Source organism: Pseudomonas frederiksbergensis (assembly GCF_900105495.1).
Taxonomy (GTDB): domain Bacteria; phylum Pseudomonadota; class Gammaproteobacteria; order Pseudomonadales; family Pseudomonadaceae; genus Aquipseudomonas; species Aquipseudomonas frederiksbergensis.
This window is the reverse complement of sequence record NZ_FNTF01000002.1, coordinates 3,457,729-3,473,578: the sequence shown is the minus strand read 5'-3', so window position 1 is coordinate 3,473,578 and position 15,850 is coordinate 3,457,729. Positions and strand designations below refer to the sequence as shown.

The window sequence follows — 15,850 nt, the reverse complement described above, 5'->3', positions numbered from 1 at the left end:
CTTTTATTGTTTTACATAACCATTGAATGCGGCGCGAAACCCTGTGGGAGTGAGCCTGCTCGCGATAGCGGTGTGTCAGGCGACTTTAATATTGACTGTCTGTCCGCTATCGCGAGCAGGCTCACTCCCACAGGTTCAGTGTTCACATATTGAAAATATTCAACTCCGGGCCGTGCGCCAGGCATCGATCAGTTCAACGAACGTGCCCTGCACCTGACGGATCAGCGCTTCATCGTCGATTTCACCGGCCATCCACGCGCGGCTCGGCTCCTGGAAAATCGTCCGGCCGACTGCAAACCCACGACACGTCTGGCTCTGGCTGGCCTGTTGAAACCCTTCGGCCAGTGCCGCTGCCGGTGCATTCAGCCCCAGCAACACCACGCCTCGGCAGTACGGATCACGTTCCTGGATCAGCTCGTCGAGTTGCTTCCACTCCTCGGCGCTCTGCGCTTCGATCTTCCACCACGCCGGGTAGATGCCCAGGTTGTAGAGCCGTTTGAGGGCGCGATACAGCACGTCCGGATGGGTCGACGGATGATCCTTGGGCGGGATGATTTCCAGCAGCAGTTCATGACCGCTGACCTGAGAGGCCTGGTACAAACCCTTGATCTGCGCTTCCTGTTCCAGGCGCAGCAGCGGCTCGTCGTCGGGGTGGAATTGCACCAGGCACTTGATGATTTGCTCCTGCGGCCAGGCGATCAGGTTGCTGCCGATGGAGCGCCCATGTTCGAAGGCCAATGGCCGCGAACCCTGCACTTCCACCGGACGCGCCACCCACCAGCCGCGACCGGTGGCGGCGTTCAGCGAATCCTGGCCGAAGCGTTGATCGGCCAGCAACCCGACATCAGCCTCGACGCCCTGCTCGCGCAAATCGGCTTCGACCCGTTCCACAGCCTTGATAAACAGTTGCTTGAGTTCGCCGATGGCGCTCAGGTCGCGACCGCCCTTGTGCGCCAGCTCCACCAGTTGCCCGCGATGGTCGAACGCAAAGATGAACAGCTGCTTCCACTGTTTGCGCGGCACGCTGACCTGATGCAGACGCTGCAACACCGCATCTTGATCCGGCCGGGTAATCGGCACCGGGCTGTTGAATAGATAGTCGAGTTCGGCGCGGGTCGGCATGGCCGGCGCACAGGCATGGCGCGACACCACCAGGCCGCCACAGGCATTGGCCAACTGGCAGCAGCGCTCGTCGCTCGCGTCCTCCAGCCAACCGGCAAGGAAGCCCGACATGAAGGCATCGCCGGCCCCCAGCACGTTCAACACTTCCACCCGGACGCCGGGGTAAATGGCGCCGTCTTCAAGACGGTCCGGGATCGCTCCGTGAATCACCGTGCAACCTTGCGGGCCGAGCTTGACCACCAAGGTCGCCGCGCTCAGGCGCCGCACATTACGCAGCGCGGTGAGCAAATCTTCGGAGCCACCGGCAATCAGGAATTCTTCTTCCGTGCCGACGATCAGGTCAAAACGCGGAAGGATTTTCTGCACATGCAAGCTGACGTTCTGGTCGGCAACGAAACGGGTTTCGCCGTCGGCCTTGCCAGCCAGGCCCCACAGAACCGGGCGATAGTCGATGTCCAGCACCCGTTTGACGTTGTGCTTCTCGGCGTAATCCAGCGCCTGGATGCTCGCCTTGTAGACGCCGTCGGTGGAGAAATGGGTGCCGGTGATCAGCAAGGCTTTGCTGGAAGCGATGAAGGCTTCGCTGATGTCTTCGGCCCGCAGCGCCATGTCGGCGCAGTTTTCGCGGTAGAAGACCAAGGGAAAGGTTTCGCGATCCTTGAGACCCAGCAAGACCATGGCAGTCAGGCGCTCCGGATCGACCTTGATGCCGCGGACATCGCAACCTTCGCGGGTCAGGGATTCAATGAGAAAGCGGCCCATGTGGTCGTCCCCTACCCGGCTCAGCATCGCCGATTTAAGGCCCAGCCGAGCGGTGCCGAAAGCGATGTTGGCAGACGATCCGCCGAGGTATTTGGCGAAGCTGCTCACATCCTCCAGCCGCGCGCCGACTTGCTGTGCATAGAGGTCGACGCCTAGGCGCCCCAGGCAAATCAGATCCAATTGACGCCCACTGGCAAAACGAGTCTGGCCCATGCTGGCTCCTGTTATTTTTATCAGCCTGCGTTCGGGGCGATGGCCGCGCCGAACACTCTTGGTGGGATGCAGACTAAAACGTCCGGGGCCGAACAATCAATAATTATTCCAAATAATTTTTACGTGGAATATTTTTTCCAATAAACTTGGCCACAGGTGCTCCAGGGGCAGTGCATCGTTTCAGCACACCTCGTACTGACCGCAAGCTCAAGATTTTTTTCCGGCCTACCCTGTAGACTGCGCACAGCCAACCTATTGTCAGGGGATGACGCTTTCTGTCGTCCCTATAAGAACAAGCCAGAAGGATTCCTTATGACCCGCACCGATCAGCCGGCGACGACCGAGAGCACGCCCGACAGCGATCTCGCCAGCCCTCCGATCAACGCCGAGCGTCTGCTGCAACTGATCACCAACGAATACGAAAGCCTGCCGCGCCAGCTCAAGCGCATCGCCAGCTACATGAGCCAGCAGAGCGACCGGATCATGGTCGACCGCATCAGCGACATCGCCCGCGAGTGCGAAGTGCACCCGTCGGCGATCGTGCGGTTTTCCCAGCGTTTCGGCTTCAGCGGCTTCAGCGAAATGCAGGCACTGTTCCGTGAGGCCTATACCCACAAGACCACGCCGGTGCAGAACTACCAGCAGCGCATTCGCAGCATGATTGCCAACAAGTCGCAGAAGGCCAGCGGCGGCGACCTGGCGCGCGAGTGCATCAATGCGACCCTGTCAGGTATTGAACGGCTGGGGCTGGAACTCGATGACCAGGCCTTCGACAAGGCTGTCGACCTGGTGGTAAATGCCGACAACATCTACGTGGTCGGGGTGCGCCGTTCGTTCGCGGTGGCCGATTACCTGGTCTACAACCTGCAACACACCAACAAGCGCATTCATCTGGTCTCGGGGCTCGGTGGCAGCTACCGCGAGCAGATGCGCAGCGTGCGCGCCAATGACCTGGTGATCGCCATCAGCTTCACGCCCTATGGCAAGGAAACCCAGCACTGCCTGCGTATTGCCCAACACAACCAGGCGAAAACCCTGATCATCACTGATAGCAACCTCTCGCCCTTGGCCAAGCGCGCCAATACGGTGCTGCTGGTCAACGAAGGCAGCTCGTTTGCCTTCCGTTCCCTGAGTGCCACACTGTGTTTATGCCAGGCGCTGTTTATCGCCGTGGCCTATCGCCTTGAATTGAAGGTCGATGAGATTCACGAACAAGTCGGCTTCGAGGATTAGCCCGGCGCCAGTTGCAGGTCGCTGAACCTCAGCTAAGGTAGTCCGTCCTGAAACGGACATCTGAAGGAGGAGCGGTTAAATGAAGCTGATCGGCATGCTGGATTCGCCCTATGTGCGGCGCGTCGCCATTTCTGCCAAATGCTTGGGGATAGACCTGGAACACCAGCCGGTCTCGGTGTTTCGGCATTTCGAGCAATTCCAGCAGATCAACCCGGTGGTCAAGGCGCCCACCCTGGTGCTGGACGACGGTGAGGTGTTGATCGACTCGACGCTGATCATCGAATACCTGGAAGCCTTGGCCGGACCCGGCAAGAGCCTGATGCCCGACGATCTCGATCAACGCTTGCGCTCGTTGCGCCTGATCGGCCTGGCGTTGGCGGCGTGTGAAAAGTCCGTACAGCTCTACTACGAACGCAATCTGCGGCCAGCGGAGATTCAGTTTGAACCGTGGGTGGAGCGGGTCGAAGGACAATTGGCGGCCGCCTATTCGGCGCTGGAGCGCGAGCTGGAAATGCAGCCGCTGAAGACTGACGGGACGATTGCTCAAGACGGGATTACGTTGGCGGTGGCCTGGAGTTTCACCCATCTGGTGGTGCCGGATCAGGTGGATGAAAATCGGTTTCCACAGATCAGTGCGTTTACCGCGTATGCCGAAGGGCTTGAGGGTTTTGTCAGTACGCCAATTGAGTAGATGGATTTGTTGTGTCCGATATGCCCTCATCGCGAGCAGGCTCACTCCCACATTTGATCTGTGTCGCTCAGATCTACTATGGGAGCGAGCCTGCTCGCGATAGCGCAATGACAGTCGACATCAAAGTCAAGGTCAGTCCCGATTACACAAAAACGCCGCTTCCACCCAAGGCAGAAGCGGCAAAGACCTGTGCCCCAACCCAAGTCACATGAACAGGGCGATCAGGATGATGATCGGGATCGGTACGCCGAGAAAGAACAGCAGTAATGAGCGCATGGTAGTTCTCCTGGTTTAGCGAACAGAGGTGGAAGTGTTGGTCACGTAAGTGTCGGTTTCGATGTACTCGACCGCATCCCGACGACGACCGCCAAAGGTGGCAGCGAGGCTGGCGAAAAACGCACCGATCAGCAGCGCAATGAACATCCACAGCGACGTCCAGGCCGCGACTTTGGCGGCAGTGTCGGCAGCTTCCTGGGCGGCGAGTTTGGCGTCGGCCACGGCTTTTTGCGTGCGGGCATACACTTCATCAACGCGACGTTCTGCGTCCGCTTGGGTAAGGTTGGTCCGCTGGGCCACCAGTTGCGCCAGGTAGATGCGGTCTTCGGCAGCCAGTTGACCGTTGTTCCTCAGGCTGCGCACGAAGATGCGCGTCACGGTGCCTCGAACAGCGTCATCACTGACTTCTGCCGGACGATCATCGCGGAACAGACTGTCGACGAAGTATCCATACTGATCATTGTCTGCGTTGCCGACAGCCGTACCGGCTGCTTGAGTCGCGGCACTCGCAGCGCCGCCAACCACACTCGCTCCGGCCTGCACGCCACCGCCGATGATGTTGCTGACCGAACCGACCAACAGCATCGCCGTCACCAGCGTCGCCACGCACCAGGCCAGGAAGCCATGGGCAGTGTCACGGAAGTAAACCTCATCACCGTGCATGTACGCCCACTTCACCCGCAGACGACCGGCAATGTAACCGCCCAGCCCGGACGCCACGATTTGCGTAGCGGCCAGCCAGACAATCGTTGAAATGCCCAGGCCCTTGGCGCTCATCCCTTCATTGGCCCACGGCGATACCGCCGAAAAACCCAGGCCAAAGCCGAGCAACACGAGGATCAGCGACAACGCCGCCGCCGCAGCGGCCCCCGCGAAGATCGCGCCCCAGGACACGCCAGAGACCGTGCTCGTTTCTTCGAGGGCCGGATAGAAACCATCAGAGGATCTATTCATTGTGATATCGCTCCAGGCAGGAAAGATGGTGTTACAACTCTTCAAGGGAGCAAGTGCAGTCACCGTGCCAGTCGGCAACTTTAAATAAATTGCTTACTTTCAATCAGTTATAAAGTTTGAACTTTCAATGGCCTTGCATTTTGCAAGGAACTCTCTGTATCGGCGGGTTTTATGCATTGACCGGGATCGGTGTTTTCAATGGAAAAATCCCTTTCGTTTCACATGAAGTTTTATTTAGAAAGCCTGCGGTCATTTCTTGGCAAAATGCCGTTCAATGTTGAGCACTCCTAATCAGGCCCGCCCTATGACCCGCATCTTGACCATAGAAGACGACGCCGTGACCGCCCGGGAAATCGTCGCCGAATTGAGCAGCCACGGCCTCGACGTGGATTGGGTCGACAACGGCCGCGAAGGCCTGGCGCGCGCGGTCAGCGGCAACTATGACTTGATCACCCTTGATCGCATGCTCCCGGAGCTCGATGGCCTGGCGATAGTCACCACGTTGCGGACCATGGGCGTGGTCACGCCGATCCTGATGATCAGCGCCCTCTCCGACGTCGATGAGCGTGTGCGCGGCTTGCGGGCGGGCGGTGACGATTACCTGACCAAACCGTTCGCCACCGATGAAATGGCCGCCCGGGTCGAAGTCCTGCTGCGCCGGCAGAACACCGTGACCGCCAAGGCCACCACCTTGCGGGTGGCAGATCTGGAGCTGAACCTGATCAGCCATGAAGCCAGCCGCGACGGCCAGCTGCTGACGCTGTTGCCCACCGAGTACAAGTTGCTGGAATTCCTGATGCGCAACACCGGGCAGATTCTGTCGCGGATGATGATTTTCGAAGAGGTCTGGGGTTACCACTTCGACCCCGGCACCAACCTGATCGACGTGCACATCGGCCGGTTGCGCAAGAAGATCGACCCGCCAGGCAATGTCCCACTGATTCGGACCGTGCGAGGCTCGGGTTATGTCATTGCTGAACCCCTCTAACGGCTGGCGTTCGTCCAGCAGCCGTTTGCTCGCGCTCTACAGTTCGCTGTTCGTGGTCTGGAGCGGGATTCTCATGGGGGTCATGTACTACGAGGTTTCCGCCTACCTGGACAACCTGGCCAAACATTCGCTGATGCAACGCCAGCATTTGTTTTCGCACTTTCAGGGCGACCAATTGGCGGATGCCCTCGCCGTCAGCATGACCTTCGACATTCGCGGCATCGACGCTTATGGCCTGTTCGATGCTCAGCACCGCTACCTCGGCGGTGCGCTGCGTCACATGCCCAAAGGCCTGCCGCTGGATGGCAAGATTCACATGCTCGGCGACTGCGCCGATTCTGACGACCCAAGCCTGCCCGCCGACAGCTGCGACGCGGTAGCGACCCAGACAAAGGACGGTCGCTGGCTGGTCCTGGTGCGGGATAACGGTTCGTTGTTTGCCGTGACCCGGATCATTCTGCACGCGCTGCTCTGGGGTGTGACGCTGACCATCCTGCCCGGCATCGCCGGTTGGCACCTGTTGCGGCGGCGTCCGTTGCGGCGGATTCGTGCGATCCAGGCCAGTGCCGAGGCCATCGTCGCCGGCGACCTGACCCGCCGCCTGCCATTGTCCGATCGCCGCGATGAGCTGGACATGCTCGCCGCCATCGTCAACGCCATGCTCGAACGTATCGAACGCTTGATGAACGAGGTCAAGGGCGTCTGCGACAACATCGCCCACGACCTGCGCACGCCGCTGACGCGCTTGCGGGCGCAGCTGTACCGGATTCAGCAGCAGGCTGATGAGGGTTCGACGCTGGCGGTGCAACTGGACTCGGTGCTCGGTGAAGCGGACACCTTGATGGCGCGCTTTCGAGGGTTGCTGCGGATATCCGAGCTGGAAGATCGTCAGCGCCGCTCGGGTTTTGTGCAGCTGGATCCGCTGCCGTTGCTGCAAGAGCTGCACGACTTTTATCTGCCGTTGGCGGAAGAAGGCGAGCTGGTTTTCAAGCTGCAATTGCCGACGTCGTTACCTTCGCTGAACGGTGATCGAGCATTGTTGTTTGAGGCGATAGCGAACCTGCTGAGCAACTCGATCAAGTTCACGCCTCCGGGTGGCGAGGTGATTTTGCGGGGGGTCAATGAGGCGGGATTTACGCGGATCGAAGTGCTCGATTCGGGCCCTGGTATTCCGATGGCCGAACGAGAGGCAGTGTTCCAGCGCTTCTATCGTGCCGAGGGCGGCAACCAGAAAAGCGGGTTTGGGTTGGGGCTGTCGATCGTTGCGGCGATTGTCAGCTTGCATGGGTTTACGCTTGAAGTCAGCACCAGTGAACTCGGCGGTGCGCGGTTGGTGCTTGATTGTCAGCAACGCTTGATCCCCCAGACGTGACGCTAACTCAAGAACAACGTAGACCAGGCATACGCCAACGGCCAGGCCAGCGGTGAAACCTGCAACGGTCGGTCCAGCAACAACCGGGCATCGCTCAGCGGCAACGGTTCGGCCTCGGACTGCTGCAGCGCCATCTCGACCCACTCGTAAACACCGCCATCGCGGGCAAGCCGGGCTCCTACAGGGGGCAGCGTCAAACCAGATCTTCCTGCCACCGGGATTTCGTCGCTCCAGACGGCGGCCCACGGCCCCCGGACTAAACTTACTGCACGCAGGACGTGCTTATCGTCCTGTTCATTCCCACGACCACGGTTCAGAGGTGAACGCCTCGAAAAACAAGGCCTCTGGACTGTGATCCTGCTGAAGGAGCACATGTGATGGACGAGGCCAGACTCAATGATTTCATGGGCAAACTGGTGAACGACATGGGCGGCGCAGCGATGCTCGCCAACGTCATCCTCGGTGAAGAGCTCGGACTGTACCGGGCCATGGCCGACAGCCAGCCAGTCACCCCTGAAATCCTCGCCGACAAAACCGGCTGCAACACCCGCCTGCTGCGCGAATGGCTCAGCGCCCACGCCGCTTCCGGTTACATGGAACACCGCGACGGCCAGTTCCGCCTGCCCGAAGAGCAAGCCCTGGCATTGGCGATCGAAGACTCACCGGTCTATATCGCGGGTGGCATCGGGGTGGTCGCATCGTTTTTCCATGACAAGGACAAACTGGTCAACGCCATGCGCGGCGACGGTGCCCTCGCCTGGGGCGATCACCATCCGTGCATGTTCAGTGGCACGGAGCGGTTCTTCCGGCCAGGTTATAAAGCGCACTTGGTCGCCGAATGGCTACCGGCGCTCGAAGGCGTGGTCGGCAAACTGGAGGCTGGCGCCAAAGTGGCGGACATCGGCTGCGGCCACGGCGCATCCACCGTGATCATGGCCCAGTCGTTCCCGAATTCGCGATTCGTCGGTTTCGACTACCACGCACCCTCCGTCACCGTCGCCACCCAGCGCGCCGAAGAAGGTGGCGTGGCCGGGCGTGCGCGGTTCTTCCAAGGCACGGCAAAAAGCTTCCCCGGCGATGACTATGACCTGGTTTGCTATTTCGACTGTCTGCACGACATGGGCGACCCGGTGGGCGCGGCGCGGCATGCTTATGACGCACTGAAACCGGACGGCACGGTGCTGCTGGTAGAACCGTTCGCCAACGACTCGCTCGACGACAACACCAACCCGGTTGGCCGCTTGTTCTACGCTGCCTCGACCTTTATCTGCACCCCGAACTCGCTGTCCCAGGAAGTCGGCCTCGGGCTCGGCGCCCAGGCTGGCGAGGCGCGGCTGCGCAAGGTTTTCACCGAGGCCGGGTTCAAGACGTTCCGGCGGGCCACGGAAACGCCGTTCAACCTGATTCTGGAGGCGCGCAAGTAAACACCGCTGACGGCTGACGGCTGACGGCTGACGGTCTACTGTAGGAGCTGCCGCAGGCTGCGATCTTTTGATCTTGATTTGGCGATGCTCAAATCGCTGAAGATCAAAAGATCGCAGCCTGCGGCAGCTCCTACACGTCCACCGGAGTGTTGAACATGCTCGACAGCCTCATCCGCGAACAACTCGATCGCCTTCAGCAGTTAATGGCTGACCAGCCGTTTGTGGTCCTGACCGGCGCCGGCATCAGCACTCCGTCGGGCATTCCGGACTACCGCGACAATCAGGGCGTGCGGCGTGGCCGGCAACCGATGATGTATCAGGAATTCCTATCCGCCCCCGAATCCCGGCGACGCTATTGGGCGCGGGCGATGCTCGGTTGGCCGCGAGTGCGCCAGGCCCAGCCGAACGTGGCCCATGAGGCCTTGGCCAGTTTGCAACGCTCGCAGCAGATCAGCGGGCTGATCACGCAAAACGTCGACACCCTGCACGACCAGGCCGGCAGCCATGACGTCATCGAACTCCACGGCAGCCTGCATCGAGTGTTGTGCCTGGACTGCGGAAAACGCAGCGAACGGGATTCGATCCAGCAATTGATGGAAACGCAGAATCCGTATCTGGCCGGCGTGGATGCGGTGCAAGCCCCGGATGGCGACACGCTGCTGGATGCGGCGTTTGAGGCGCGGTTTCAGGTGCCGCAGTGCCCGTACTGCGCGGGTGAGCGGATGAAGCCGGACGTGGTGTTTTTTGGCGAAAATGTGGCGCAGGTGACAGCGGCCAAAGCGATGGCAGCGGTCGAAAAGGCGGCGGGGTTGCTGGTGGTCGGATCTTCGTTGATGGCGTATTCGGCGTTTCGGTTATGCCGGGCGGTGGCGGATCAGGGCAAGCCGTTAATGGCGATCAATTTGGGGAAGACACGGGCGGATGACTTCCTTGATTTGAAAATAGAGGCGTCGTGCGAGCAGCTACTCCCCCTCCTGACACAACACCTGTCCCAATGATCGTTCCCACGCTCCGCGTGGGAATGCCTCAACGGACGCTCCGCGTTCGGCTTTGGATGGGACGCAGAGCGTCCCGGGCTGCGTTCCCACGCGGAGCGTGGGAACGATCAATGGAGGCGTTGGCCGAGGTTTTCGGCTTTAAGGATATCGAACAACGCCTGCGCCGCCGCCGACAGTTCCACCCCTGGCTTGGTCAGCACCCCGATCGCCCGCTCCACCACCGGGTCGCGCAAAGTGATGCACCGCGCTCCGAGTTCCAGCATCTGCCCGACACACAACGCCGGCACTGCACTCACCCCCAACCCGCTGGCGACCATCCGCCCCACCGTCGCCAACTGATGACTTTCAAACTCCACCGGCAATTTCATCCCGCGTGCCTGCAAGTGCTCTTCGAGCATCACCCGCACCGTCGACGGTCGCTGCAAGGTGATGAACGGTTCCTCGAGCAGGGTCTGCCAATCGATGTCTTGTCGTTCGGCAAAAGGAGAATCTTTCGGCACCACAGCCACGAAACGGTCCATGTATAACGGCGTGAATGCCAGCGATGAACTCTGATTCGGTTCAAACGCCACTCCCAGTTCAACCTGCCGGTCACGCACCATCTCCAGCACCTGCTCGTTGATCACGTCATTCACCGTGACGTTGACCTTGGGGTAGCGCGCCCGAAAGGTTTTCAGGATCGGCGGCAGCAGGTTGCCGGCAAACGAGGGCATCGCCGCCAGCGTCACGCGTCCACGCTGGAGAGTGAAGCGTTGCCGCAGCTCATCCTCGGCGTTATCCCAGTCAGCGATCAGCCGACGTGCCAGCGGCACCAGTGATTCCCCCTCTGCTGTCAGCGCGACATTGCGCGTGGTGCGGGTGAACAGGCGCCCGCCCAACCCCTCCTCCAGCGCCTTGATGGTCAGGCTTAATGCCGATTGCGACAGGTGCAATCGCTCGCAGGCCACGGCAAAACTCAGACTCTGGGCCACGGCCAGGAATGCGCGGATCTGCTTGACTGTCATGTGCGAATTGCTCCAGTAATCAGGAGCACGGTTTACCCGCGATGGCTTCCTTGAAATTGCCATCGCGAGCAGGCTCGCTCCCACAAGGGTTATTGGTGAGTTTTATCTATCAATCAACCTTAAAAATCAACTTAACAAATAAATTCTGCAGCGCGACACTCCTACCCCAATACGGCTAGCCAGCCGCCCACAAAGAATAAAAGAGGTGCATATGGCAGGTTTCGACAAACGCGTGAGTTCCTACGAGGAAGCTCTGGCAGGTCTTGAAGACGGCATGACCGTGATCGCTGGCGGCTTCGGTCTGTGCGGGATTCCGGAAAACCTCATCGCCGAGATCAAGCGCAAAGGCACACGCGACCTCACCGTGGTTTCCAACAACTGCGGCGTCGACGGTTTCGGCCTCGGCGTGCTGCTGGAAGACCGGCAGATCCGCAAGGTGGTGGCGTCCTACGTCGGCGAGAACAAAATGTTCGAGGAGCAACTGCTCAGCGGTGCTATCGAAGTGGTCCTGACTCCCCAAGGCACCCTCGCCGAAAAAATGCGCGCAGGCGGTGCCGGCATCCCGGCGTTCTTCACCGCCACCGGCGTCGGCACGCCGGTAGCCGACGGCAAGGAAGTTCGCGAATTCCATGGCCGCAAGTACCTGATGGAAGAATCCATCACCGGTGACTTCGCCATCGTCAAAGGCTGGAAAGCCGATCATTTCGGCAACGTCATCTACCGCCACACCGCCCAGAACTTCAACCCGCTGGCCGCCACCGCGGGCAAGATCACTGTGGTCGAAGTCGAAGAAATCGTCGAACCCGGCGAGCTGGACCCGGCGCAGATCCACACCCCTGGCATCTACGTCGACCGGGTCATTTGCGGCACGTTCGAGAAGCGCATCGAACAGCGCACCGTGCGTAAGTGATCCCCTGCCCCCGGACCGAATGAAGGAATAACAACAATGGCACTTTCCCGCGAACAAATGGCTCAACGCGTCGCCCGCGAAATGCAGGACGGCTTCTACGTGAACCTGGGCATCGGCATTCCGACCCTGGTCGCCAACTACATCCCCGAAGGCATGGAAGTCATGCTGCAGTCGGAAAACGGCTTGCTGGGCATGGGTCCCTTTCCAACCGAAGACACCATCGATGCCGACATGATCAATGCCGGCAAACAAACGGTGACTGCGCGTATCGGTGCGTCGATCTTTTCCTCCGCCGAGTCCTTCGCGATGATCCGCGGTGGTCATGTCGACCTGACTGTACTCGGTGCGTTCGAAGTGGACGTGGAAGGCAACATCGCCTCGTGGATGATTCCCGGCAAACTGGTCAAGGGCATGGGCGGCGCCATGGACCTGGTGGCCGGCGCAGACAACATCATCGTCATCATGACCCACGCCTCCAAGGACGGTGAGTCCAAGCTGCTGTCCAAATGCAGCCTGCCGCTGACCGGTGCCGGGTGCATCAAGCGTGTGCTGACCGACCTGGCTTACCTGGAAATCGAAAACGGCGCGTTCATTCTCAAGGAACGTGCGCCGGGCGTCAGCGTCGAGGAGATTGTCGCCAAGACCGCCGGTAAACTGATCGTGCCGGATCACGTTCCGGAAATGCAGTTCGCTGCCCAGTGAGGAATCATTCCATGCAAGAAGTCGTCATTGTCGCCGCCACCCGTACCGCCATCGGCAGTTTCCAGGGTGCCCTGGCCAACGTGTCCGCGGTTGATCTCGGTGCTGCGGTAATCCGTCAGCTGCTGGCGCAAACCGGCCTGGACGTTGCTGAAGTCGATGAAGTGATCATGGGCCAGGTGTTGACCGCCGGCGCCGGACAAAACCCTGCGCGCCAGTCCGCGATCAAGGCCGGCCTGCCGTTTACCGTGCCGGCGATGACTCTGAACAAGGTCTGCGGCTCGGGCCTCAAAGCATTGCACCTGGCTACTCAGGCAATTCGCTGCGGCGATGCCGACGTGATCATTGCCGGCGGCCAGGAAAACATGAGCCTGTCCAATTACGTCATGCCCGGTGCGCGCACCGGCCTGCGCATGGGTCACGCGCAAATCGTCGACACCATGATCAGCGACGGCCTGTGGGATGCGTTCAACGATTACCACATGGGCATTACCGCCGAGAACCTCGCCGACAAGTACAGCCTGACCCGCGAACAGCAAGATGCCTTCGCCGCGGCCTCGCAGCAGAAAGCCACGGCCGCCATCGAAGCAGGGCGATTTGCCGACGAGATCACGCCGATCCTGATTCCTCAGCGCAAGGGCGATCCGGTCGCCTTCCAGGTTGACGAACAACCACGGGCCGGCACCACCGCCGACTCCCTGGGCAAACTGAAACCGGCCTTCAAGAAGGACGGTTCGGTGACTGCCGGTAACGCCTCGTCCCTGAACGACGGTGCCGCCGCCGTGATCCTGATGAGCGCGGAAAAGGCCAAAGCCCTCGGCCTGCCCGTGCTGGCGAAAATCGCCGCTTACGCCAACGCGGGTGTAGACCCGGCGATCATGGGCATCGGCCCGGTCAGCGCGACTCGTCGCTGCCTGGACAAGGCCGGCTGGTCCATCGACCAACTGGACCTGATCGAAGCCAACGAAGCCTTCGCTGCGCAATCTCTGGCGGTGGCCAAGGACCTGGAATGGGACTTGAACAAGGTCAACGTCAACGGCGGCGCTATCGCCTTGGGCCACCCGATCGGTGCGTCGGGTTGCCGAGTGCTGGTGACGCTGCTGCATGAAATGATCAAGCGTGACGCCAAGAAAGGCCTCGCCACCCTGTGCATCGGTGGTGGTCAGGGCGTGGCACTGGCGATCGAACGGGCGTAAACGTTTTTTCGGTCACAAGGATCGTTCCCACGCTCTGCGTGGGAATGCCTCATCGGACGCTCTGCGTTCGGCTTTGGAAGTGACGCAGAGCGTCACGGGCTGCATTCCCACGCAGAGCGTGGGAACGATCAAACAGCGTTCAACAGATGGCGCGGGGACCCACGAATATCCGTTCGCCGTCTGGCAAAACACCCGGCGCGACTCACGTCGCACCGGGTTCTTTTTGTCTATCGTCAGGCGAATTTCACCAGGTTCAGCGCAGGCAAAGGACCGCCCGGAAACTGCACTAGTCGCGCCCCGACGCTCAATTCCCCAAGATCAATCCCGAAGAAGCCCAACTGTTCGATCAGCGCTGCCACTTGTGCTTTCGCATCGGCATCATCACCCGAGAGAAACAGCACCCGGCGCCCGCCCTCCGCGGTCGGATCACTCTCCAGAAAATGCGCCTGAAGGTGATTGAACGCTTTCACCACCCGCGCACCGGGCACCCATTCGGCAAACACTTCGCTGGACGTCCGCCCCTGCAAATCCACCGCTTTGAACGATGGCGCCTCGATTGAGTTGTTGGCGTCGATGACAATCCGACCGCCAAAATCCGGCAGGCCGGCGAGCGCGGTCGGCAGCTTCGACCAGTTCACCGCGACCAGCACGATGGCTTGCGCAGCGGCTTCCTCGCGGGTTCCGGCACGCGCCGTTGGCCCGAGTTCTGCCACCAGCGAGGCCAGACTTTGCGGCCCACGGCTGTTGGCGATTACCACTTCAATGCCTTGACGCGACAGTGCTCTGGCAAAGGCTGCGCCGATTGCGCCGGCGCCGATGATTCCGATGGTGCTCATGGTTGTTCACTCCGTGGGTTGTCGTTGGAGTGAATACTGCACTTGCCATTAGCGCTTGATTAGCGGGTAATGCCTTGAATGATCTTCAAGCATGACTATCAGGTGATGTCCATGGAAACCCTCGCCAACCTCGAATCCTTCGTCCGCAGTGCCGAGACCGGCAGTTTTTCCGCCGCCGCACGGGTGCTCGCCCTGACCCCTGCCGCTGTCAGCCGCAACGTGGCGATGCTCGAACGCAACATCGGCGTGCGGCTGTTCCAGCGTTCGACCCGCAAGTTGTCGCTGACCGAGGCCGGGGAACGCTTTCTGACGAGCATCGGCGGCAATCTGCAAGCGTTACAGACCGCCATCAGCGCGGTGAGCAGCGACCAAGGCGAGCCGGCGGGCGTGCTCAAGGTCAGTCTGGCGCCGACCTTTGGCATCGATCATGTGTTGCCGCTGCTGCCGGCGTTCCTGGCGCGCTACCCATTGATTCGCCCGGAATGGCACTTCGAAAACCGCCCTGTGGATCTGATTGCCGAAGGGTATGACGCGGCCATTGGCGGCGGTTTCGAGTTAATGCCAGGGGTGGTGTCGCGGACGTTGGCGGCGGCGCATGTGGTGGCAGTCGCCTCTCCCGCCTACCTTGCAGGACGCAGCCTGCCCGAGAGTCCGGCAGACCTGTGCGGACACACCGGCATTGTGATGCGCGGCACCCGCACCGGACGGATTCGCCAATGGCTGATGCACGATGGCGCGGGCAACGAAGCACCGGCCAATCTCAACGAACACATTGTGCTCAACGACCCGGCCGCCATGCGCCAAGCGGCGATCCTCGGCCTGGGCGTGACACTGCTGGTGTTGCCGGATGTGCTGGCGAATATCCAGCGGGGCGAACTGGTGCGCCTGCTGCCCGACTGGCACGCCGACGCGGGACCGATTTCGCTGTATTACCCGAGCCGGACGTTAATGCCGGCCAAGACCCGGGTGTTCATCGATTTTATCGTTGAGGCGCTTAAGCACGACTGATCGTTCCCACGCTCTGCGTGGGAATGCAGCCCGGGACGCTCCGCGTCCCTGCCGAAGCGGACGCGGGGCGTCCATTGAGGCATTCCCACGCGGCGCGTGGGAACGATCAAGCATTGAAGCCCTGATATTTGTATACAAAATCACGACATCTATAGAGCAATCGC

14 protein-coding genes and 1 pseudogene are annotated in these 15,850 nt (G+C 60.6%); 10 read left to right on the top strand and 5 right to left on the bottom strand.

What is annotated here, in order from left to right:
- Window positions 1-159 precede the first annotated feature (159 nt).
- Window positions 160-2,097: a bifunctional 5-dehydro-2-deoxygluconokinase/5-dehydro-2-deoxyphosphogluconate aldolase gene (locus tag BLW70_RS16435; RefSeq protein ID WP_074875621.1), complete on the bottom strand. Its 1,938-nt coding sequence runs from the start codon at window positions 2,095-2,097 to the stop codon at window positions 160-162.
- Between the two features lie 312 nt (window positions 2,098-2,409).
- Here BLW70_RS16435 and BLW70_RS16430 point away from each other — a divergent pair, with 312 nt between their 5' ends.
- Window positions 2,410-3,330: a MurR/RpiR family transcriptional regulator gene (locus tag BLW70_RS16430; protein ID WP_074875619.1), complete on the top strand. Its 921-nt coding sequence runs from the start codon at window positions 2,410-2,412 to the stop codon at window positions 3,328-3,330.
- A gap of 79 nt (window positions 3,331-3,409) precedes the next feature.
- The gene (locus BLW70_RS16425) at window positions 3,410-4,021 is read left to right on the top strand and encodes a glutathione S-transferase (RefSeq protein WP_074875617.1); all 612 of its coding nucleotides are present in this window, start codon (window positions 3,410-3,412) and stop codon (window positions 4,019-4,021) included.
- Window positions 4,022-4,312: 291 nt separating this feature from the next.
- On the opposite strand, the gene BLW70_RS16420 is transcribed toward BLW70_RS16425, so the two are convergent.
- On the bottom strand, window positions 4,313-5,251 hold the full coding sequence (locus tag BLW70_RS16420) for a hypothetical protein (RefSeq protein WP_074875616.1): 939 nt from the start codon (window positions 5,249-5,251) through the stop codon (window positions 4,313-4,315).
- A gap of 304 nt (window positions 5,252-5,555) precedes the next feature.
- Between BLW70_RS16420 and BLW70_RS16415 the strand changes: the two genes are divergently transcribed.
- Entirely contained in the window at window positions 5,556-6,239 is a 684-nt protein-coding gene (locus BLW70_RS16415; protein ID WP_074875614.1) for a response regulator transcription factor, read from the top strand.
- Window positions 6,217-7,611 (top strand): sensor histidine kinase, encoded by a 1,395-nt coding sequence (locus BLW70_RS16410; protein WP_074875611.1) that lies wholly within the window; start codon window positions 6,217-6,219, stop codon window positions 7,609-7,611. The genes BLW70_RS16415 and BLW70_RS16410 overlap by 23 nt, the downstream gene beginning before the upstream one ends.
- Before the next feature lie 23 nt (window positions 7,612-7,634).
- On the opposite strand, the pseudogene BLW70_RS30305 reads toward BLW70_RS16410, so the two are convergent.
- Window positions 7,635-7,760: pseudogene (locus tag BLW70_RS30305) on the bottom strand (DUF2063 domain-containing protein); the annotation flags it as partial.
- Window positions 7,761-7,988: 228 nt separating this feature from the next.
- Here BLW70_RS30305 and BLW70_RS16400 point away from each other — a divergent pair.
- Both BLW70_RS16400 and BLW70_RS16395 read left to right on the top strand, forming a co-directional pair.
- A complete protein-coding gene (locus BLW70_RS16400; RefSeq protein ID WP_074875608.1) occupies window positions 7,989-9,035 on the top strand; it encodes a class I SAM-dependent methyltransferase in 1,047 nt (348 codons plus the stop codon).
- A 155-nt stretch (window positions 9,036-9,190) separates the two neighbouring features.
- The gene (locus BLW70_RS16395; protein WP_074875606.1) at window positions 9,191-10,033 is read left to right on the top strand and encodes an NAD-dependent protein deacetylase; all 843 of its coding nucleotides are present in this window, start codon (window positions 9,191-9,193) and stop codon (window positions 10,031-10,033) included.
- 107 nt (window positions 10,034-10,140) lie between these two features.
- Here BLW70_RS16395 and BLW70_RS16390 read toward each other — a convergent pair whose 3' ends face one another.
- On the bottom strand, window positions 10,141-11,037 hold the full coding sequence (locus BLW70_RS16390) for a LysR family transcriptional regulator (RefSeq protein ID WP_074875604.1): 897 nt from the start codon (window positions 11,035-11,037) through the stop codon (window positions 10,141-10,143).
- A 211-nt stretch (window positions 11,038-11,248) separates the two neighbouring features.
- Here BLW70_RS16390 and BLW70_RS16385 point away from each other — a divergent pair, with 211 nt between their 5' ends.
- From BLW70_RS16385 to BLW70_RS16375, 3 genes are read left to right on the top strand one after another with little or no spacing between them, the layout of a single operon-like run.
- The gene (locus BLW70_RS16385; protein ID WP_074875602.1) at window positions 11,249-11,947 is read left to right on the top strand and encodes a CoA transferase subunit A; all 699 of its coding nucleotides are present in this window, start codon (window positions 11,249-11,251) and stop codon (window positions 11,945-11,947) included.
- Between the two features lie 36 nt (window positions 11,948-11,983).
- Window positions 11,984-12,649 (top strand): CoA transferase subunit B, encoded by a 666-nt coding sequence (locus BLW70_RS16380; protein WP_074875601.1) that lies wholly within the window; start codon window positions 11,984-11,986, stop codon window positions 12,647-12,649.
- Window positions 12,650-12,660: 11 nt separating this feature from the next.
- Window positions 12,661-13,842: an acetyl-CoA C-acetyltransferase gene (locus BLW70_RS16375; RefSeq protein ID WP_074875599.1), complete on the top strand. Its 1,182-nt coding sequence runs from the start codon at window positions 12,661-12,663 to the stop codon at window positions 13,840-13,842.
- 233 nt (window positions 13,843-14,075) lie between these two features.
- Here the strand turns inward: BLW70_RS16375 and BLW70_RS16370 are convergent, their stop codons facing one another.
- Window positions 14,076-14,678, bottom strand: a complete 603-nt coding sequence (locus BLW70_RS16370) for an NADPH-dependent F420 reductase (RefSeq protein WP_074875597.1) — start codon at window positions 14,676-14,678, stop codon at window positions 14,076-14,078.
- A gap of 111 nt (window positions 14,679-14,789) precedes the next feature.
- Here BLW70_RS16370 and BLW70_RS16365 point away from each other — a divergent pair, with 111 nt between their 5' ends.
- A complete protein-coding gene (locus BLW70_RS16365; RefSeq protein ID WP_074880615.1) occupies window positions 14,790-15,686 on the top strand; it encodes a LysR family transcriptional regulator in 897 nt (298 codons plus the stop codon).
- Window positions 15,687-15,850 lie beyond the last annotated feature (164 nt).